Annotated in this window: 19 protein-coding genes; 9 read left to right on the top strand and 10 right to left on the bottom strand. The window is 74.3% G+C overall.

Annotation, left to right across the window (positions count from 1 at the left end; all coding sequences use genetic code 11):
• A partial coding sequence (locus tag ACFV7Q_RS16990; RefSeq protein ID WP_385429078.1) for a BTAD domain-containing putative transcriptional regulator occupies nucleotides 1–1,538 on the bottom strand: 1,538 nt, incomplete at its 3' end.
• Here ACFV7Q_RS16990 and ACFV7Q_RS16985 point away from each other — a divergent pair.
• Nucleotides 1,537–2,340, top strand: coding sequence for a site-2 protease family protein (locus ACFV7Q_RS16985; RefSeq protein WP_385429076.1), 804 nt, complete (start codon nucleotides 1,537–1,539; stop codon nucleotides 2,338–2,340). The two genes, ACFV7Q_RS16990 and ACFV7Q_RS16985, sit on opposite strands and share 2 nt — an antisense overlap.
• Here the strand turns inward: ACFV7Q_RS16985 and ACFV7Q_RS16980 are convergent.
• From ACFV7Q_RS16980 to ACFV7Q_RS16965, 4 genes are all read right to left on the bottom strand, one after another.
• Entirely contained in the window at nucleotides 2,337–2,879 is a 543-nt protein-coding gene (locus ACFV7Q_RS16980) for a GNAT family N-acetyltransferase (protein ID WP_385429075.1), read from the bottom strand. The genes ACFV7Q_RS16985 and ACFV7Q_RS16980 overlap by 4 nt on opposite strands.
• A 24-nt stretch (nucleotides 2,880–2,903) precedes the next feature.
• The gene (locus ACFV7Q_RS16975; protein WP_360634216.1) at nucleotides 2,904–3,089 is read right to left on the bottom strand and encodes a hypothetical protein; all 186 of its coding nucleotides are present in this window, start codon (nucleotides 3,087–3,089) and stop codon (nucleotides 2,904–2,906) included.
• Nucleotides 3,090–3,203: 114 nt separating this feature from the next.
• Nucleotides 3,204–3,908, bottom strand: coding sequence for an NADPH-dependent F420 reductase (gene npdG / locus ACFV7Q_RS16970; protein WP_385429073.1), 705 nt, complete (start codon nucleotides 3,906–3,908; stop codon nucleotides 3,204–3,206).
• Nucleotides 3,909–4,069: 161 nt separating this feature from the next.
• On the bottom strand, nucleotides 4,070–4,315 hold the full coding sequence (locus tag ACFV7Q_RS16965; protein ID WP_385429071.1) for a hypothetical protein: 246 nt from the start codon (nucleotides 4,313–4,315) through the stop codon (nucleotides 4,070–4,072).
• 114 nt (nucleotides 4,316–4,429) lie between these two features.
• Here ACFV7Q_RS16965 and map point away from each other — a divergent pair, with 114 nt between their 5' ends.
• Both map and ACFV7Q_RS16955 read left to right on the top strand, forming a co-directional pair.
• A complete protein-coding gene (gene map / locus ACFV7Q_RS16960) occupies nucleotides 4,430–5,287 on the top strand; it encodes a type I methionyl aminopeptidase (RefSeq protein ID WP_385429069.1) in 858 nt (285 codons plus the stop codon).
• 149 nt (nucleotides 5,288–5,436) lie between these two features.
• Nucleotides 5,437–6,084 carry a heme oxygenase (biliverdin-producing) gene (locus ACFV7Q_RS16955; protein ID WP_385429089.1) on the top strand — a complete coding sequence of 216 codons (648 nt, stop codon included), beginning with the start codon at nucleotides 5,437–5,439 and terminating at the stop codon, nucleotides 6,082–6,084.
• A 93-nt stretch (nucleotides 6,085–6,177) separates the two neighbouring features.
• Here ACFV7Q_RS16955 and ACFV7Q_RS16950 read toward each other — a convergent pair whose 3' ends face one another.
• The 3 genes from ACFV7Q_RS16950 to ACFV7Q_RS16940 all read right to left on the bottom strand — a co-directional run bounded on the left by ACFV7Q_RS16950 (nucleotide 6,178) and on the right by ACFV7Q_RS16940 (nucleotide 9,898).
• Nucleotides 6,178–6,876: a PhzF family phenazine biosynthesis protein gene (locus ACFV7Q_RS16950; RefSeq protein ID WP_385429067.1), complete on the bottom strand. Its 699-nt coding sequence runs from the start codon at nucleotides 6,874–6,876 to the stop codon at nucleotides 6,178–6,180.
• A gap of 43 nt (nucleotides 6,877–6,919) precedes the next feature.
• A complete protein-coding gene (locus tag ACFV7Q_RS16945) occupies nucleotides 6,920–8,401 on the bottom strand; it encodes an HtaA domain-containing protein (RefSeq protein WP_385429065.1) in 1,482 nt (493 codons plus the stop codon).
• 66 nt (nucleotides 8,402–8,467) lie between these two features.
• Entirely contained in the window at nucleotides 8,468–9,898 is a 1,431-nt protein-coding gene (locus tag ACFV7Q_RS16940; RefSeq protein WP_385429063.1) for an HtaA domain-containing protein, read from the bottom strand.
• Between the two features lie 114 nt (nucleotides 9,899–10,012).
• Here ACFV7Q_RS16940 and ACFV7Q_RS16935 point away from each other — a divergent pair, with 114 nt between their 5' ends.
• From ACFV7Q_RS16935 to efeU, 6 genes are all read left to right on the top strand, one after another.
• Nucleotides 10,013–11,059 carry a hemin ABC transporter substrate-binding protein gene (locus ACFV7Q_RS16935; RefSeq protein ID WP_385429062.1) on the top strand — a complete coding sequence of 349 codons (1,047 nt, stop codon included), beginning with the start codon at nucleotides 10,013–10,015 and terminating at the stop codon, nucleotides 11,057–11,059.
• 1 nt (nucleotide 11,060) lies between these two features.
• On the top strand, nucleotides 11,061–12,239 hold the full coding sequence (locus ACFV7Q_RS16930; RefSeq protein WP_385429060.1) for a FecCD family ABC transporter permease: 1,179 nt from the start codon (nucleotides 11,061–11,063) through the stop codon (nucleotides 12,237–12,239).
• Nucleotides 12,236–13,138 carry a heme ABC transporter ATP-binding protein gene (locus ACFV7Q_RS16925; protein ID WP_385429059.1) on the top strand — a complete coding sequence of 301 codons (903 nt, stop codon included), beginning with the start codon at nucleotides 12,236–12,238 and terminating at the stop codon, nucleotides 13,136–13,138. The genes ACFV7Q_RS16930 and ACFV7Q_RS16925 overlap by 4 nt, the downstream gene beginning before the upstream one ends.
• A gap of 195 nt (nucleotides 13,139–13,333) precedes the next feature.
• Entirely contained in the window at nucleotides 13,334–14,485 is a 1,152-nt protein-coding gene (gene efeO, locus ACFV7Q_RS16920; RefSeq protein WP_385429057.1) for an iron uptake system protein EfeO, read from the top strand.
• Between the two features lie 37 nt (nucleotides 14,486–14,522).
• A complete protein-coding gene (gene efeB / locus ACFV7Q_RS16915; protein ID WP_385429055.1) occupies nucleotides 14,523–15,773 on the top strand; it encodes an iron uptake transporter deferrochelatase/peroxidase subunit in 1,251 nt (416 codons plus the stop codon).
• Between the two features lie 27 nt (nucleotides 15,774–15,800).
• Nucleotides 15,801–16,685 carry an iron uptake transporter permease EfeU gene (gene efeU / locus ACFV7Q_RS16910; protein WP_385429053.1) on the top strand — a complete coding sequence of 295 codons (885 nt, stop codon included), beginning with the start codon at nucleotides 15,801–15,803 and terminating at the stop codon, nucleotides 16,683–16,685.
• 136 nt (nucleotides 16,686–16,821) lie between these two features.
• Here the strand turns inward: efeU and ACFV7Q_RS16905 are convergent, their stop codons facing one another.
• Together ACFV7Q_RS16905 and ACFV7Q_RS16900 are read right to left on the bottom strand one after the other, a co-directional pair.
• Nucleotides 16,822–17,379 (bottom strand): GNAT family N-acetyltransferase, encoded by a 558-nt coding sequence (locus ACFV7Q_RS16905; protein WP_385429051.1) that lies wholly within the window; start codon nucleotides 17,377–17,379, stop codon nucleotides 16,822–16,824.
• A complete protein-coding gene (locus ACFV7Q_RS16900; protein WP_385429049.1) occupies nucleotides 17,376–18,242 on the bottom strand; it encodes a PhzF family phenazine biosynthesis protein in 867 nt (288 codons plus the stop codon). Before ACFV7Q_RS16900 ends, ACFV7Q_RS16905 begins: the two co-directional genes overlap by 4 nt.
• Nucleotides 18,243–18,316: the final 74 nt, after the last annotated feature.

The raw sequence follows: 18,316 nt of genomic DNA, 5'->3' as shown, positions 1-18,316 counted from the left end.
TCCCGGCTGGTGGCCAGGATCCGCACGCCGGGGCAGTGGACGAGGAGCTGCTCGGCCAACTCGGCGGCCGCACCGACCACGTGCTCGCAGTTGTCCAGGACCAGCAGGAGCCGGAGCCGGGCGCAATGCTCGACGAGTCGGTCGAGCGGGTCGTCGCCGACGCGGTCGGTCAGCGCCCGCATCTCCTCGGCGGAGGCGCCGCGCAGCTTCGTCTCGCGGGCCCCGAGGGCGGTGAGGACGGCCTCGGCGACGTCGTCCGGGTCGTCCACGGGGGCGAGCTCGGCGAGCCACACGCCGTCGGGCCAGTCCGCCGCCGGGGCGTGCGCCTCGGCGGCCTCCTGCGACAGTCGGGTCTTGCCGGCACCTCCGGGCCCGAGCAGGGTGACCAGGCGCGCCCGCGCGAGGTCCCCGCCGATGGCCCGGATGTCCTCCTCCCGCCCGACGAAGGTGGTCAGCCGCGCCCGCAGGTTCCCCCGCCCGCGGGACCCGGCCCACCCGGCGGCCGGGGCTTGCGCGGGCGGGCCCGGCGCGGGCCCGGCGTGGGCCTGTTGCGGGGAGACCGGGCGGGAGGAGGGGGCCGGCGCGCCGGGATGCGCCGGGGCGGCGCCGGCGCCGGTGGCCGGGGCAGGAGCCGCGGCGGTTCCCGGGGGCGCCACGGCGCCGGACGGGGCGCCGGAGGCGGAAGGGGAGGACGCGGCGGCGGGCGGGACGGACGACGCGGCGGGCGGGGCAGCAGCCGGGGCGCCCGACGGGCCGGCGGACGGGAGGAGCAGAGCGGCGTGGAGGGTGCGCAGGGCCGGCCCCGGGTCCGTGCCCAGGCGGTCGGCGAGGTCCTGCCGGACCTCCTCGTAGGCGGCCAGGGCCTCGGCCGCGCGCCCGGAGTCCCTCAGCGCCCGGATCCGGAGCACCTGGAGCGGCTCGTCCAGCGGGTGCTGTGCGCACAGTGCGGCCAGCTCCGGCAGGGCACGGGCCGCCTCCCCCATGTCGAGGGCCGTGGCGAGTCGCCCCCGCCGCGCGTCCCTCCGTACGGCCTCCCAGCGGGCGGCCTCCGCCCCGGGGTCCGGGAGGTCGGCGAGTGCCGGGCCGCGCCACAGGGCGAGGGCCCCGTCGTACAGGGCGGCCGCCCGCGCCGGATCCGTGTCCGCGGCGGCCGCGGCGGAGCGGACGAGCCGCTCGAAGCGGTACAGGTCGACGTCCTCGCGCCCGGCGACCAGCTGGTACCCGCCGTCCGCCGACCGCACGGCCCCGTGGCCGAGCGCCCTGCGCAGCCGGGCGACCAGTGCCTGGAGGGCGGCGGAGGCGTCGGCCGGCTGTTCGGCGTTCCACACCTCGGCGACGAGCAGGTGGGCCGGCACTGCCCGCCCGGGCCGCAGCGCGAGCGCGGTCAGCAGTGCGCGCAGGCGCGCGCCGCCGACGGCGACGGGGGTCCCGTCGTCGCGGGTGACCTGGGTGGTGCCGAGGATCGCGTAGCGCACCGGCCCATTGTCCCCGGACCCCCATGCCGGACGGGTCCCCGCCCGGGGTAGGTTTCGCCGCATGGGTCATCAGAGCACGCGCAGCGACCGGCAGGTCAGTTCCGTTTTCCTCGGCATCGCCGCGATCATGGCCGTCACGGGGTGGGCGGTGTGGACGGGGTACTCGGCGAGCGCGGGCCTGGCCGTCTTCCTCTTCGTCACGTCGGCGTGGATCGTCTCGCTCTGCCTGCACGAGTACGCGCACGCCCGCACCGCCCTGCACAGCGGCGACCTCACGGTGGGCGCCAAGGGTTACCTGACGCTGAACCCCCTCAAGTACACGCACGCGCTGCTCAGCATCATCCTGCCCGTGATCTTCGTGATCCTGGGCGGTCTGGGCCTGCCCGGCGGGGCGGTGTACATCGAGCGGGACCGGGTGCAGGGCCGCTGGAAGCACAGCCTGATCTCGGCGGCGGGCCCGCTGACGAACGTGGCGTTCGCGGCGGTCTGCACCGCACCGTTCTGGCTGGACGCCGTCGACGGCGTCCCGCTCGCCTTCCGCTTCGCACTGGCCTTCCTCGCACTGCTCCAGGTCTCCGCGGCGATCCTGAACTTCCTGCCCGTGCCCGGCCTGGACGGCTACGGCATCATCGAGCCCTGGCTGTCGTACCGGGTGCGCCGCGAGGTGGCGCCGCTGGCGCCGTTCGGCCTGATCGCGGTGTTCGCGCTGCTGTGGGTCCCGGCGGTCAACGCGGCCTTCTTCGGGGCGGTCGAAGGCGTGCTGTCCGCGCTGGGCGTCTCCGACGTGGAAACGTACTGCGGACACAACCTGTACCGCTTCTGGCAGGAGCCGGACGGCCTGTGCGCCGTCCCCCAGGCCGACTAGGGCCGCTGCGGGGGCGGGTCCCGCCGGAGGTCGAGCCGCCAGTCGTTGCAGCGAATCGGCCTGCCCGGCGGGTACTCGACGTCACGCTCCGCGAGCAGTTCGAAGCCCGCCTTGCGGCAGACGGCGTTCGACGCGGCGTTGTCCGTGGACGGGAACGCGTGCAGGTACCGGTGGAGTCCGGCGGCCCGTGCCTCCTGCGCCACCACCTGCGTCGCGGCCGTCGCCACGCCCCGCCCCTGGAAGCCCGGCAGCACGGTCCAGCCCGTCTCGTACACCGGCTCGCCGTTCCAGGTGGTGCCCCAGAAGCCGATGCTGCCCGCCACGGCCTCCTCGGGGAGCAGCACGATGCGGAACATCCGCCCCTTGCCGGTACGGTCGGCGCTCAGGTCGGTGTACCGCCGGTGGCGCCGGTCGAGTTGCTCCTCGGTCTCGGGGCCGCCCAGGTACTCCATCAGCTCCGGCGCGTTCAGGGCCCGCAGCAGCGCCGCGTCCCCCTCGGACCAGGGCTCCAGGCGTACGGGGAAGGCGTGATCACTCATGCGCGCAGGATAGGGGCGCGCGGCCTAGCCGGCGGATCCGGAGGCCTTGCGGGCCTTGTCCTTGCGCACGTAGTACCAGGCCATGTTGGACGTGAGCCCGGCCAGCAGCACCCACACGATCCCCAGGAAGCTGCCCTCCACGAAGGCGACCACGGCCGCCGCCACGGAGAGGACACAGACGACGGTGGCGAAGACGGCAAGGCGGGGCATGGGGTACGGCTCCTCGGCGAGCAGAAGGGGGTCGAGCCCCTCCAGTGTCCCCCATGCCCCGCAGTGCCCCCGTAAAGGCACCGGGCGGGGCGCGGGCCCGGGGGCGGACGTCGGTCAGACGTCGGTGATGCGGAGGCCCGTGTGGGCCTTGTAGCGGCGGTTGGCGGAGATGAGGTTGGCGACCAGGGACTCGACCTGGTGGGCGTTGCGCAGGCGGCCGGCGAAGACACCGCGCATGCCGGGGATGCGGCCGGCCAGGGCCTGGACGACGTCGGTGTCGGCTCGCGACTCGCCGAGGACCATCACGTCGGTGTCGATCTCTTCGACCGACTCGTCCTGGAGGAGGACCGCCGAGAGGTGGTGGAAGGCGGCCGTCACACGGGAGTCCGGGAGGAGGGCGGCGGCCTGCTGGGCGGCGCTGCCCTCCTCCACCTGGAGGGCGTAGGCACCCTGCTTGTCGAAGCCGAGGGGGTTGACGCAGTCCACGACGAGCTTGCCCGCGAGGTCCTCGCGCAGGGCCTCCAGGGTCTTGGCGTGGCCCTCCCACGGCACCGCGATGATCACGATGTCGCTGCGGCGCGCGCATTCGGCGTTGTCCGCGCCCTCCACTCCCAGGCCCAGTTCTGCGGCGGCGTGCGCGGCGCGGTCGGCGGCGCGGGAGCCGATGATCACCTTCTGGCCGGCCTTGGCGAGCCGGTAGGCCAGGCCGCGCCCCTGGTCGCCGGTGCCGCCGAGGACGCCGACGACGAGGCCGGAGACGTCCGGCAGGTCCCACGGGTCCTTCGCGGGCGGCTTCTGTGTGCTGTCAGTGGAGGTCATGGGGGTGAGCGTAGTGCCGGGCCCCCCGCGATCGAACAGGCGTCGGCCCTGCGGCGCCCGACGCCACTGCCCCGTACTCTCCGGACGACGTGGACGGGCGCGGGGCTCGGGACGTCCGCCCCTCCGCCCGCCCGGGCGGGCGGGCGGAGGGGACGGGACCGTCAGGTTCCCGTCGCGCCCTCGTCCTCGTCCCCTTCTCGGGACTTGTCGTTCCACCTGGGGTCGTTCTGCCATTCGAGGTTGCGCTCCTGCGCGGTCTGCATGGCGTGGGAGGCCTCCTCGGGGGTGGCGTACGGGCCGAAACGGTCCTTCGCCGGGCACTCGGGCCCCTCCTCGACCTTCTGGTGCACCAGGCAGTAGTACCACTCGCCCGGTTTGCCCACCTGGCGCTTCTTGAACAGGGCCATCGTCCTCGGGCTCCTCTCGCCGCCGCTCGCCGCCGGTTCCCGCGCGGTCCCCCGCTGTTCTCCGCAGCTCTCTGCCGCCATGCTGCCCCATCCCCGCTGGATACACTCGCATGCATGTCTGGCCAGTCGCTGCTCGTCCCCGGCGAGCTCTCTCCGACCCGTTCCGTTCCCGGCAACATCCGCCGGCCCGAGTACGTGGGCAAGCCCGCGCCCACCCCGTACACCGGACCGGAGGTGCAGTCGGCCGAGACCATCGCGGCCATGCGCGTCGCCGGCCGGATCGCCGCGCAGGCGATGGAGGAGGCGGCGAAGCTGATCGCCCCCGGGGTGACCACCGACGCGCTGGACCGGGTGGCGCACGAGTACATGTGCGACCACGGCGCCTACCCGTCGACCCTGGGGTACCGGGGCTTCCCGAAGTCCCTGTGCGCCTCGATCAACGAGGTCATCTGCCACGGCATCCCCGACTCCACCGTGCTGCGCGACGGCGACATCGTGAACCTGGACGTCACCGCGTACATCGGCGGCGTGCACGGCGACAACAACGCCACCTACCTGTGCGGGGACGTGGACGAGGAGTCCCGGCTGCTGGTGGAGCGCACCCGCGAGGCGCTGAACCGGGCGATCAAGGCAGTCAAGCCGGGCCGGCAGGTGAACGTCATCGGCCGGGTCATCGAGTCGTACGCGAAGCGTTTCGGCTACGGCGTGGTCCGGGACTTCACCGGGCACGGCATCAATTCGTCCTTCCACTCCGGCCTGATCATCCCGCACTACGACAGCCCGCACGCCACGACGGTGATGCAGCCGGGGATGACCTTCACGATCGAGCCGATGCTGACGCTGGGCACGCACGAGTACGACATGTGGGAGGACGGCTGGACCGTGGTCACGAAGGACCGGAAGCGGACCGCGCAGTTCGAGCACACACTGGTGGTGACGGACACGGGAGCCGAGATCCTCACCCTGCCCTAGAGGTCGTGACGCCGAGGTTTCGACCCCAGGGGTGTTTTACCGACAACACGTCGGGAACACATTGACTTAGGTATGCCTAAGTAAGAGGATCGGGCGTGGCGGCCGACCGTGCCGCCGTGCCCGCATCCCCGCCCGACGGAGGTCTTGTCTTGGACGCCTTCTCCACGGTCATCCGTGTCGCGTCGCACGAGCAGCACACCGAGGCGGAGTCCTCGACGTTCATGAGCGACCTGCTCGGCGGCCGTCTCGGCGTGGACGCGTACGCGCGCTACACCGAGCAGCTGTGGTTCGTGTACCGGGCCCTGGAGGACGCCGCCGAGGCCCTCAAGGACGACCCGGTCGCGGGCCCGTTCATACAGCCCGAGCTGATGCGCGTCGCCGAGATCGAACGCGACCTGGCCCACCTGCGCGGCCCCTCCTGGCGCGAGACGCTGGTGGCGCTGCCCGCGACCGGGGCGTACGCGGCCCGGGTCACCGAGTGCGCGGCCACCTGGCCCGGCGGGTACGTCGCCCACCACTACACCCGCTACCTGGGGGACCTCTCCGGCGGCCAGATCATCCGCGACAAGGCGGAGCGCACCTGGGGCTTCGCCCGCAAGGGCGACGGGGTCCGGTTCTACGTCTTCGCGGACATCGCCAACCCGGCCGCGTTCAAGCGGCACTACCGCGAGCTGCTGGACGCGATCGCCGCGGACGACCTGGAGAAGCAGCGCATCATCGACGAGTGCAAGCGCGCCTTCGACTACAACGGGGCCGTCTTCCGCCAGCTGGCCGAGGAGTTCCCGCTCAGCGCCTGAGCCGGCCCGGCTCGTACGGCCCCGGTGGGGCGCACCGGGCCCGTACGGCGCACCGGGCCGTACGGCGTCGGCCAGGTCGGCACGTCGGCCCGTTCAGCACACCGGCCTGGCCAGGCGGCCCTGCGACGGGCCCGCCTGGGGCGGGACGTCGAAGCGGACGCGGCCGCCGATCTCGACCGTGCCGTCAGGGCCGGGGGCCGTGAGGATCTGCGAACCCGCGCCCTGGGTGATGTTCAGGGCCCGGTTCAGCTGTGCCGCCAGCAGGGCCGCCGCAGAGCCGGTGGCCTCGTCCTCGGCGATGACCCCGTCCGGGCGCCGCGGAAAGCCCCGGGCGCGGATGCGGCCCGCGGCCTCGTCCTCCCAGGCCCACGCGTACAACCAACCCTCGCCCGGCGGCGGCGCGGGCAGCGCGTCGACCTCGGCAGGGGTCGCGTACTGCTCGGTGCGCTTGCCCTCGACCCATTCGGGCCGGGCCGTGATCCAGGTGAACTCGCCGTCGTACCGGGCCCATACGGAGCCGGCCGGCGGCCGGAGCTCCTCGACGTCCAGCAGCCAGGCGACTCCGACCAGCGGATGCCCCGCGAAGGACATCCGCGTGCCGGGGGTACGGATGTCGACGACCCCGCGCTCGGGGTCGTCGACGAACACCGTCTCGCTGTAGCCGAGTTCGGCCGCCAGCGCCTGCCGCGACGCGTCGTCGGGGCAGGTACGGCCGTCCCGTACGACGCCGAGCGGGTTGCCGAACCGGCCGTCGCCCGCGCAGAAGACCCTGAGCACATCGAGATCGTTCACGCGGGCATTCAAGCACGGCCCGGCCCGGGCCCGGCGCCTCGGCTCAGGGACGGGCGGCGCGCTTCCTGCGGGCGAGGGACAGGACGCCCGCGCCGGCCACGACGGCCGCGCCGGAGGTGGCGAGCAGCGCTCCGGCCGGGACGTCGGCGCCGGTGGCGGCGAGCTTCCCGCTGGTGGAGCCTGCGGTGCCACCGCCGACCGTGCTGCCGGTTCCGGTGCTGCCGGTGGTGCTGCCCGTCGCGGAACCGCCGGTCTGGCCGGTCGTGGGCGCGGTGCTGGGCAGGACGGCGTCCTTGTCGACGGTGACCGACAGGGTGACCGGGTCGGTGGCCTGGCCCGCTTCGTAGTAGGAGTCGAGCGCGGCGGAGCCCTCGGCGGTGAGGGCGGCCGGGACGGACCCCAGGGTGAGCACCCCGCCGGTGGTGCGGTAGTCGGCCTTGGACAGGTCGAGGGTGGCGAACGGGATGTCCGCCTTGGTCGCCCCGGGCGTCTTCACGTCAAGGACCAGGGTGCCCTTCTTGCCCTCGGCGTTGACGCGCAGGTTGGTGAAGGTCATGTCGATGCGGCGGTCGGGTCGCTGGAAGCGGAGGCTGCCCGCGAAGGAGGCGTTCAGCTTCTGCTTGGCCGCGTCGAGTTCGCCCTTGCCGAAGGCGAAGGAGAAGCTGTTCCCGGCGGCCATCGCACCGCCGGCCGGGGTGACGGAGCCGCCGCCCTTCACCACGTACGCGCGGAACGACTCCTTCACGCCCCAGGTGAGCCGGCCGCCGAGCAGCTGCTGGGGGCCGGCCGGTGCGGAGGAGCTCGTGCCCGGTGAGGGTGCGAGCGTGGGGGCGGGCCCGGCGTTCGACGGCGACGGGGAGGGCGCCGTCGAGCCGGACGGCGAAGGCGCGGGCGACGAGGGCGGGGTGGACTCGTCGAATTTCAGTTCCGCGGTGAGCGGGTCGCCGGCCATGCCCGCGTAGTCGTCGTAACCGAGCTGCTCGGCGGCCTCCTTGGTGAGGGTGGTGGCGAGCTTCTCCATGGTGCGGCCGGCGAAGGCCACGTTCGCCAGGGGGACGTCGCGGGTGAGGGTGCCGTTCTTGGTGACGTCGGCGGTGAGCTTCTTCGTACCCGTGTCGATCTTGAGGTTGGCGAGGGTCACCTTGAAGCGGTGGGCGGTCGATTCGAAGGTGACGCTGCCCTTGAAACGGGCGGTCACGACATGGCCGCCGCCCTCGCCGTACGCACCGGTGGCGGAGGTGAAGCGGAAGGTGCCGTCCGTGTTGGCCGCGGCGCCGTCGGCCGGGGTGATCGTGCCCTTGGCCATGCCCGTGACGTACGCCCGGTAGCGGGCCAGGACGCCCCAGTCGAGGGTGCCGTTGACGATCGGCACGGGTGCGGCGGCGGGGGCGGCGCCCACGGCCGGGGCGGCGGGGGCGGCGCCGACGGCAGTGGCGGGCAGGGCGAGGACGGTGGCTCCGAGCGCGGCGGCGGTGACGACGGCCGCCGCGAGGGCCGTGGTGCGGCGGCGGGTGGATGAGGACATGGGCTGGTTCTCCTGGAAGGGAATGGGGGTGGCATGCAGCCGTGTGCGGCGTGCGGGGAGGAAGGCTCAGGGGTGGCCCGGCTGTTCACCGGAGGCGGCCGCCCGCGTACGGCGCCGCCGCACCAGCAGCCAGGCCGCGCCGCCGACCAGGACCAGGAGGGCCGCGGCGAGGGCGGCGTACAGCCCGGTGTCCGACCGTCCTGCGGGCTGTGCGGCGGGGGACGGGCCGGCGGCCGGGGAGGCCGTGGTCTGCGGGGCGGGCGACGCGGGGGCGGAGCCCAGGTCGGGCAGGGCGGGCAGCGCGGCGGTGGCGTCGAGGGCGACGGCGAGGGAGACGGGGTCCATCTCGGTGCCGGCCTTGTACATGGAGTTGAAGGCCTGGGAGCCGCCCTCGGTCAGGGTGGCCCGGGCCTCGGTGAGGGTGGCGAGCGCACCCTCGGTCTTCAGGCCGGCCGCGTCGAACTCGACGAGCGGCACGGCGGGCTTGGTCGCGCCGCCCGTGGTGACGTCGGCGGTGAGGACGCCCTTGCCGCCCTCCACCTTGACGGTGACCCGGCCGAGCTTGAGGTCGAGATGGCTGCCGGTGAAGTGGACCGTGCCGGCGAAGGCGGCGTCGAGGGTGCCCCCGCGGCCGTCGTACGCGCCCTTGCCCTGCGGGAAGCGGAACAGCGCGCCGCCGTCCTGGGCTCCGTCGGCGAGGGTCCACTTGCCCTGGCCGACGGCACCGGTGACGTACTCGCGGAAGGTGCGCCGCACCCCCCAGTCGACGGCCGCGTCGGCGAACGCACCCTGGCCGGCGGGGGTCTGCGCGCCCGGGGAGGCCCCGGCCGCAGCGCTCGGGGACGGCGAGGACGCTGCGGCCGGGGCGGTCTGGACGTCGACGGAAAGCGTGATCGGGTCGAGCGGGGTGCCGGCCGGGTAGTAGCCGGCGAAGGCCTGGGCGCCCTGTTCGGTGAGGGTGGCGGGGACGTTGGCGAGGGCGAGGGGGCTGCCGCCGCCCAACATGTTGATGCCCCCGAGACCGAGGGTGGCGAAGGGGACCCGGGAGCGGCTGGTGACCTGGCCGGTGTCCTTGGCCTTGCCGACGACGTCCGCGTAGAGGGTGCCGCTGCCGCCCTCGATCCGGATCGCGGGCCGGCTGATCGTCAGGTCCAGCTCGTTGCCGCCGTCGGGCTTCTGGTGGCCGTGGAAGGCGACGCCGCCGCTGAAGGCCGCCTCGAAGGCGCCGGTTCCGGGGTCGTAGGAGCCGGTCGCCGAGTGGAAGCGGAACAGGCTGCCGCCGACCGTGGCGGCTCCGTTCTTCAGCTGGAAACCGCCTTTCGCGACGGGGCCGGTGACGTAACTCTGGAAGGACGATTTGATGCCCCAGTCGAGCCTGCCGCCCTGCACGGTACGGCTCGCCGCGTGGGCCCCGGCGGCGGGGATCAGAGCCGCCAGCAGAGCCGCCAGGGTCGCCACCAGGGCGACGGCGAACGGGCGGACGGGTCGTGCTGACATCGATGTCCCCTCCAGGACCTGGCCAGTAAGGTTAGGCTAACCTAAGCTATCCCGGTCGGGAGCGGAACCCCCTACCCGACGGACCATCAGCCGGACGACCTGGACGGTGCCTTCGTGCCTACGCCCGCCGCGGCCACCCCATTCCCCCGCCGCTCCCTCGGCCGCCTCGCCCTCGCCTTCTGCGCCCTGGCGACGGCCGCCGCCGTGACCGGCTGCGCGAGCACGGACTCCCCCGGCGCGGCCCCGTCCGCCCGCGGCGCCGCCGCCGCGCCCCCGGACCGGGTGGAACCGCTCTCCCCCGCCCCGGCACCCGCCCTCCCCGTGACCGTGCCCTCGGCCGACGGCGGCCAGGTGACGGTCACCTCCGCCGACCGCGTGGTGCCCCTGACCGGCAGCCTCAACGAGGTCGTCCACACCCTCGGCCTCGGCCCGCAGGTCGTCGCCCGTGACATCACCGCCACCTTCGAACAGGCCGCGCAGCTCCCCGTGGTGACCCGGGGTCACGAGGTCTCCGCCGAGAGCGTGCTGTCCCTGCGCCCCACGCTGGTGCTGGCCGAGACCACCACCGGCCCCGCCGAGGCGCTCCGCCAGATCCGCGACGCAGGCGTCCCGCTGCTCGTGGTGGCCCCGGCCAAGTCCCTGGACGACGTACCCCGGCGGATCGACGCCGTGGCCGCCGCCCTGGGCGTCAAGGACGCCGGCACCCGGCTGAACCAGCGCACCGCCGAACGGATCGCGGCGGCCCGCGCCGCCGTCCCGCCGCAGGCCGCCACGGGCGAGCGGCCCCGGGTGGCGTTCCTGTACCTGCGCGGCTCGGCGTCCGTGTACCTGATGGGCGGCTCCGACTCCGGGGCCTCCTCGCTGCTGGAGGCCGCCGGCGCCATCGACACCGGCAAGGAGTCCGGCCTCGGCAAGGACTTCACCCCGATCACGAGCGAGGCCCTCGCGGCCGCCGCACCCGACGCCCTCCTCGTCATGTCCAAGGGCCTGGAGTCCGTCGGCGGCCCGGACGGCCTGGTGAAGATCCCGGGCGTCGCCCAGACCCCGGCCGGCCTGGACCGCCGCGTGATCAGCATCGACGACGGCGTCCTCCTCAACTACGGCCCCCGCACCGATCAGGTGCTCACCTCGCTCATCGCCCAGCTCTACGGCAAGGCCTGACATGGGCGACCGCACCACGGAACCCGCCCCCGGGGCGACGGAACCCGCCTCCGGACCTGAACCCGCACCCGAACCGCCGCCCGAACCCGCACCTGCGCCCGGACGGGCACCCGGGGCCGCACCCGTCCCCGCCGTCGCCGCCCCGGGCGGGCACCGGGGCCGCAGCGGCCGGCTGACCGCCGGTCTCGCCGCCGTGCTCGTCCTGCTCGCGCTCCTCTCCGCCGGCGTCGGGGCGTACGAGATCCCCCTCGCCGATGTCATCGGCTCCGTGCAGCACCGGCTGGGCCTGGGCGGGGCCGCCCTCGACCGGGTCGGCGAGAGCGTGCTGTGGAACGTACGCCTGCCCCGCGTCGCCCTCGCGCTGCTCGTCGGAGCCAGCCTGGGGTGCGCGGGGGCCCTGATGCAGGGGGTGTTCGGAAATCCGCTCGCCGAGCCCGGTGTCATCGGCATCTCGGCGGGCGCCGCCGTCGGTGCGGTCGCCGCCATCGCGTTCGGCCTCGGCTTCCTCGGCAACTGGACCGTCACCGCCTGCGCGTTCGCCGCCGGGCTGGTCACCGTCGGCGCCGTGTACCTGCTGTCACGGACCGGCGGCCGGACCGAAGTCATCACCCTCGTCCTCACCGGCATCGCCGTCAACGCCTTCGCAGGCGCCCTCATCGGCCTGTTCGTCTTCTTCGCGGACAGCGGCCAGGTCAACCAGATCACCTTCTGGCAGCTCGGCTCCCTCGCGCAGGCCACCTGGCCCAAGGTGCTCGCCGTCCTGCCCTGCGCCGCCGCCGGCCTGCTGCTCGCCCCCTGCTACGCCCGCCGGCTGGACCTGCTCTCCCTCGGTGAGCGGTCCGCCCGCCACCTGGGCGTGGACGTGGAGCGGATGCGGCTCGCGCTCATCGTCGTCGTCGCGCTGCTGACCGCGGCCGCCGTCGCCGTGGCCGGCGTCATCACCTTCGTCGGACTGCTCGTCCCGCACCTGCTGCGCATGGCGAACGGCCCCGGCCACCGCTTCCTCGTCCCCGGCAGCGCCCTGGCCGGCGCGGCGGTGCTGCTCGCGGGCGACCTCGCCGCCCGGACCGCGGCCGCCCCGGCGGAACTGCCGCTCGGGGTCCTCACCGCGCTGATCGGCAGCCCGTTCTTCTTCTGGCTGCTGCGCCGTACCCGCCGCAAGCAAGGAGGCTGGGCATGACCGCCGTACGTTCCGCCGGCCTCCGCTTCCTGCGGCGGCGTCGGCCCGCCGTCCCCGAACGCCGCCCGGCGGGCACCGCCGTCGCCGGGGCGGCCGACCTGCACGTCAGCCTCGGCGGGCGCGCGGTACTGGCCGGGATCGACCTGGCGGCCCGGGCCGGGGAGGTGCTGGCCCTGGTCGGCCCGAACGGCGCGGGGAAGTCCACGCTGCTGGCCGCCCTCGCCGCCGATCTGCCCGCCGCTTCGGGCGTCGTCCGGATCGACGGGCGCCCGGCGGACGCATGGACGGCCGCGGAACTGGCCCTGCGCCGCGCCGTGCTCCCCCAAGCCGCCGAGTCGTCCTTCCCGTTCACCGTGGCGGAGGTCGTGGCGATGGGCCGCGCGCCCTGGTCCGGCACCGACCGCTTCGACGCCGGCGCCGACGAGGAGGCGGTGGCCCGGGCCATGGCCGCCACGGAGGTGTCCGGCTTCGCCGCCCGCCCGTTCACCGCGCTGTCCGGCGGCGAGCGGGCCCGGGTGGCGCTGGCCCGGGTCCTGGCCCAACAGGCCCCGCTGCTGCTGCTCGACGAGCCGACGGCGGCCCTGGACCTGCGCCACCAGGAACTCGTGCTGCGGATCTGCCGGGAGCGTGCCGCGGCCGGGGACGCGGTGGTCGCGGTCCTGCACGACCTGGGCCTCGCCGCGGCCTACGCCGACCGCATCGCCGTCCTGGAGGGCGGGCGGATCGCGGCGGACGGAGCGCCGGCCGAGGTGCTGCGCGCGGATCTGCTCAGCCGCGTCTACCGGCAGCCCGTGGAGGTGCTGCCACATCCGCGATCCGGAATTCCGCTCGTGCTCCCCGTACGCGGCGCGGACCGGTCCGCCGTACGGAGCGGCCACGTCGGTTTGACGTCCGCTTGACCCTCTCGTGGGGCCTCCGTGAGGCCCCCGTGACGGCTCCGTGTCCGGAGCCGAAAGGTGTGCGTCAGATCACTGGACGGACGGGTCCGGGCTAAGTAAGGCTCGGCTAAGTCAGGTCCGCTCTTGCGGCCGCCCCACCCCCGGGGCGGCCGTCTGCCGCATGCCGTTCCCCGCACCCCGACCCCAGGAGCCCCCATGCGCCCCGCCCGCCTCACCGTCCTCACCGCGGCTGCCGCCGTGGCCGCACTGACGGCCGTCACCGGCTGCGCAGAGAAGGGCGGGAAGGACGACGGCAAGGCCGTCGAGGTCGCCGCCTCCGACACCGCGTGCGAGGTCTCCACGACCGAGTTCCCGGCCGGCAAGGTCACGATCGAGGTCGAGAACAAGGGCTCGAAGGTCACCGAGCTCTACCTCCTCTTCCCCGACGACCGGATCGTCACCGAGCGCGAGAACATCGGCCCGGGCACCAAGGCCACCATCACCGCCGAGGTCAAGCCCGGCGACTACGAGATCGCCTGCAAGCCCGGCATGAAGGGCGACGGAATCCGCCAGAAGGTCAAGGCGACCGGCAACGGTGCCGCCGAGAAGCGCAGCCCCGAGCTGGACGCCGCGGTGGCCGGCTACCGCAAGTACGTGCAGGAGCAGGCCGACGAGACCCTCCCCGCCGCCAAGGTCTTCGCGGACGCGGTCAAGGCCGGCGACCTGGAGGCCGCGAAGAAGGCGTACGCCCCTTCCCGCATCGGCTGGGAGCGCACCGAGCCGGTCGCCGAGTCCTTCGGCGACATCGACCCGAAGGTCGACGTCCGCGAGGACGGCCTGGAGGCCGGCCAGGACCCGGCGAAGGACTGGACCGGCTGGCACCGCCTGGAGAAGGCCCTGTGGGTCGACGGCAAGGTCGGCGACGAGGAGAAGAAGCTCGCCGACCAGCTCATCACCGACCTGACCGACTGGCAGAAGAAGGTCGGCCAGGCGGAGATCACCCCCACCTCCATCGCCAACGGTGCCAAGGAACTCCTCGACGAGGTCGCCACCGGCAAGGTGACGGGCGAGGAGGAGCGCTACAGCCACACCGACCTGGTCGACTTCAAGGCCAACGTCGAGGGCGCGCAGAAGGCGTACGAGCTGCTCAAGCCGGTCGCCGCGAAGAACGACTCCGAGCTCGCCCGGCAGCTCGACACCCAGTTCGCCGCGCTGAACGCCCTGCTGGACAAGTACCGCGCGGACAAGAACACCTACGAGTTCACCTCCTACGACAAGGTCGGCGAGACCGAGCGCAAGGAGCTGTCGGACGGCGTCAACGCGCTGGCCGAGCCGCTCTCGAAGCTGGCCGCCGCGGTCGCCAAGTAGTCACGGCAACGGTCAACGGCAGTCGGGAGAAAGCGGAATGACTGAATCTGTGCCGGCCGAGGCCGGCGGCCCCTCTCGGCGCTCCGTGCTCGGCTGGGGCGGGGCCGGGCTGACGCTCGGCGCCGCCGCGGCCGGCGGCGCGGCGGCGGCCCTCGTCCCCTCCTCCCACCCGGCGCCGGCGGCGTCCGCGGGCGGGGCCGTGCCCTTCCACGGCGCCCACCAGGCCGGTATAGCCAGCGCGGTCCAGGACCGCCTGCACTTCGCGGCCTTCGACGTGCGGACGAAGGACCGCGCCGAGCTCGTGCAGCTGCTGAAGGACTGGACCGGGGCGGCCCGCCTGATGACGGCCGGCCGGCCCGTCGGCGACGCCTACGAGGGCCGGCCCGAAGCCCCGCCGACCGACACCGGCGAGGCCCTCGGCCTCAAGCCGTCCCGGCTGACGCTGACCATCGGCTTCGGCCCGGGCCTGTTCGCCAAGGACCGCTTCGGCCTGGAGGGCGAGCGCCCGGAGGCCCTGGTGGACCTGGAGCTGTTCCCCGGCGACAACCTGGACCCGGCCCGCTCCGGCGGGGACCTGTGCGTCCAGGCCTGCGCCGACGACCCGCAGGTCGCCGTGCACGCCGTCCGCCAGCTCGCCCGCATCGGCTTCGGCAGGGTCGCGATGCGCTGGTCGCAGCTCGGCTTCGGCAAGACCTCCTCGACCACCCCCGAGGAGCAGACCCCGCGCAACATGATGGGTTTCAAGGACGGCACCCGGAACATCTCCGGGACCGACGGGGCGGCCCTCGACCAGCACGTGTGGGTCGGGGCGGAGGACGGCAGCCCCTGGATGGCCGGGGGCTCGTACCTGGTCGCCCGCCGCATCCGCATGAACATCGAGACCTGGGACCGCACCTCCCTGCAGGAGCAGGAGGACATCTTCGGCCGCGACAAGGGCGAGGGCGCGCCCGTCGGCAAGTCCAAGGAGCGCGACGAGCCGTTCCTGAAGGCGATGAAGCCGGAGGCGCACGTCCGCCTCGCGCACCCCGACAGCAACGACGGGGCGACGATCCTGCGCCGCGGCTACTCCTTCACCGACGGCACCGACGGGCTGGGCCGCCTCGACGCGGGCCTGTTCTTCATCGCCTACCAGCGCGACGTCCGCAAGGGCTTCGTCCCGATCCAGCGGCAGCTGGCGAAGTCCGACGTCCTCAACGAGTACATCCAGCACGTGGGTTCGGCGGTCTTCGCCGTCCCGCCGGGCGTCCGCGACGAGGACGACTGGTGGGGCCGGGCCCTGTTCGCGTGACACGGTCCGCAGACGAGGAGAACCGACGTGTTCAGCAACTACCTGATCGGCCTGCGCGAGGGGCTGGAGGCCAGCCTGGTCGTCTGCATCCTCGTCGCGTACCTGGTCAAGACGGAGAACCGGGACAAACTGCCCCCGCTGTGGCTGGGCGTGGGCCTCGCGGCCGCGATCAGCCTCGCCTTCGGGGCCGCCCTCGAATTCGGCACCTCGGAACTGACGTTCCAGGCGCAGGAGGCGATCGGCGGCGGCCTGTCGATCGTCGCGGTCGGCCTGGTGACGTGGATGGTCTTCTGGATGAAGCGCACCGCGCGGTACCTGAGGGCCCAGCTCCACGGCAGGCTCGACGCGGCCCTGGCCCTGGGCACGGGCGCCCTGGTGACGACGGCGTTCCTGGCCGTCGGCCGCGAGGGGCTGGAGACCTCGCTGTTCGTGTGGCGGTCGGTGCACGCCGCCGGTGAAGGCTCCGCGCCCCTGATCGGCGTCCTGCTGGGCCTCGGCACGTCGGTCCTGCTGGGCTGGCTGTTCTACCGGGGCGCGCTGCGGATCAACCTGTCCCGGTTCTTCACGTGGACGGGCGCGATGCTGGTCGTCGTCGCCGCGGGCGTGCTCGCGTACGGCGTGCACGACCTGCAGGAGGCCGAGTTCCTGCCCGGCCTGGCGGACAAGGCCTTCGACATCAGCGGGACGATCCCGCCGGACAGCTGGTACGGGACCCTGCTGAAGGGCACCTTCAACTTCCAGCCGGACCCGACCTGGCTCCAGGTCGGGGTGTGGGTCCTCTACCTCGTACCCGCGCTGGCCCTCTTCCTCGCGCAGGGCTCGGGAAGCCCGGCGCAGCCGGCGCAGGCCCCGTCCCCGGAAAGCGCCTCGGACCCGGCGGACCCGGCGGCGGAGGCGCAGCCCGGCGCGTGAACCGCACCGACCGTCGCCGGAAGGGACCCGGACCGTGTGTCCGGGTCCCTTCCGCGCGTACGGCTCGTACGGGCCCGCGGTCGTACGTGCACGCCGGCAATGCGGGCGGGACGCGCGTACGCGGCGGGGCCCGCCGTCACCAGAGTCGGTCGACGAGCCCCGGGTACAGGGCGATCCGGGTCCCCGCGAAGGCGGCGGGCTCGGCGCGCCCGGCCCGGAAGTCCCCGAGCACCTCCTTGGCGAACCCTGGGGCGTCGGTGGCCAGCGGTTCCTCGGGTGTGCCGCCCACCAGGACCGCGCCGGGCAGCCGGGTGAAGCCGGCCGCCTCGTAGAACCGGGCCAGCGGCCGGTCGCAGCTGAACAGGACCACGTCCACGGCCGGGTCGCCGGCCAGCTCCGCCCGGGCCGCGGCAACCAGCCGGCCGCCGTGGCCGCGGCCACGCGCCGCCCGGCGGGTCACCACCGTGCTCAGCCCGGCGGCGCGGTACGTGCGCCCCGCGTGCCGGACCGGCTTGTACAGCAGCGCGAGCGAGGCGGCCACCGTCCCGTCGGCGTCCAGCAGCAGCATCATCAGCGGGGCGAGCTCGGGATCGTGGCCGTGGCGGTTGCCGGGCCAGGCCTGCTCCTCCAGTTCGATGACCTGGGCCGCGAGCTCCGCGGGCAGGTCCGCCTCGGGGTAGGTGACGATCGTCATCCGGGGATCCGGATGCCGGCGCCGCCGACCCGCACCCGCGGGTCGCCCGCCCGCAGTTCCACCGTGAGGACCCCCGGGCGGCCCATGTCCTCGCCCTGGCGGAGGGTGAGCACGGCCTCCTCGGGGACGAGTCCGAGCTCGCGGGCGTACGCCCCGAAGGCCGCGGCCGCGGCTCCGGTGGCGGGGTCCTCGACGACACCGCCGACCGGGAACGGGTCGCGGACGTGGAAGGTGTCCGGGCCCGCCCGGTGCACCAGCTGAACGGTGGTCAGGTCCAGGCGGCGCATCAGCGCCTCCAGGCGGGCGAAGTCGTAGTCGAGGTCCGCGAGCCGGGCCCGGGTGGCCGCGCCGAGCACCAGGTGGCGGGCTCCGGCGAAGGCGATCCGGGGCGGGAACGCCGGGTCGAGGTCGGACGCCGGCCAGGCCAGTGCGGCGAGCGCCTCGGCGAGGTCGGCGTCCGCGATCTCCTCGGTGTGCGGTTCGACGCTGGTCAGGACCGCCCGCAGGCTCCCCCCGCCGGTGTCGGCCACCGAGACGGGGACGGTGCCGGCGGGGGTGGCGAAGACCAGCTCGCCCGGCCCGATCCGCTCGGCGAGGGCCACGGAGGCGGCCACCGTGGCGTGCCCGCAGAAGGGCACCTCCGCCTTCGGGCTGAAGAAGCGCAGGGTGAACGTCCGGCCGGGGGCGCCGTCGAGCCCCGCCGGCGGGGCGGTGAGGAACGCCGTCTCGCTGTAGCCGAGCTCGGCCGCGATCCGGAGCATCGCGGCGTCGTCCAGGGCGCTCGCGTCGAGCACGACGCCGGCCGGGTTGCCGCCGGCGGGGTCGTCGGAGAAGGCGGTGTAGCGCAGTACCTCGTTCGTCATGATCGCCCCAACCCGCGCCGGGGCCCGGCCATTCCCGGCCCCGCCCGGCCGGCATCGCCCGGCCGGCATCGCCC

The organism is Streptomyces sp. NPDC059851, from assembly GCF_042732005.1.
GTDB lineage: Bacteria > Actinomycetota > Actinomycetes > Streptomycetales > Streptomycetaceae > Streptomyces.
Note: the sequence above shows the minus strand (reverse complement) of the source record. Positions and strands in the feature narration are given on the sequence as shown.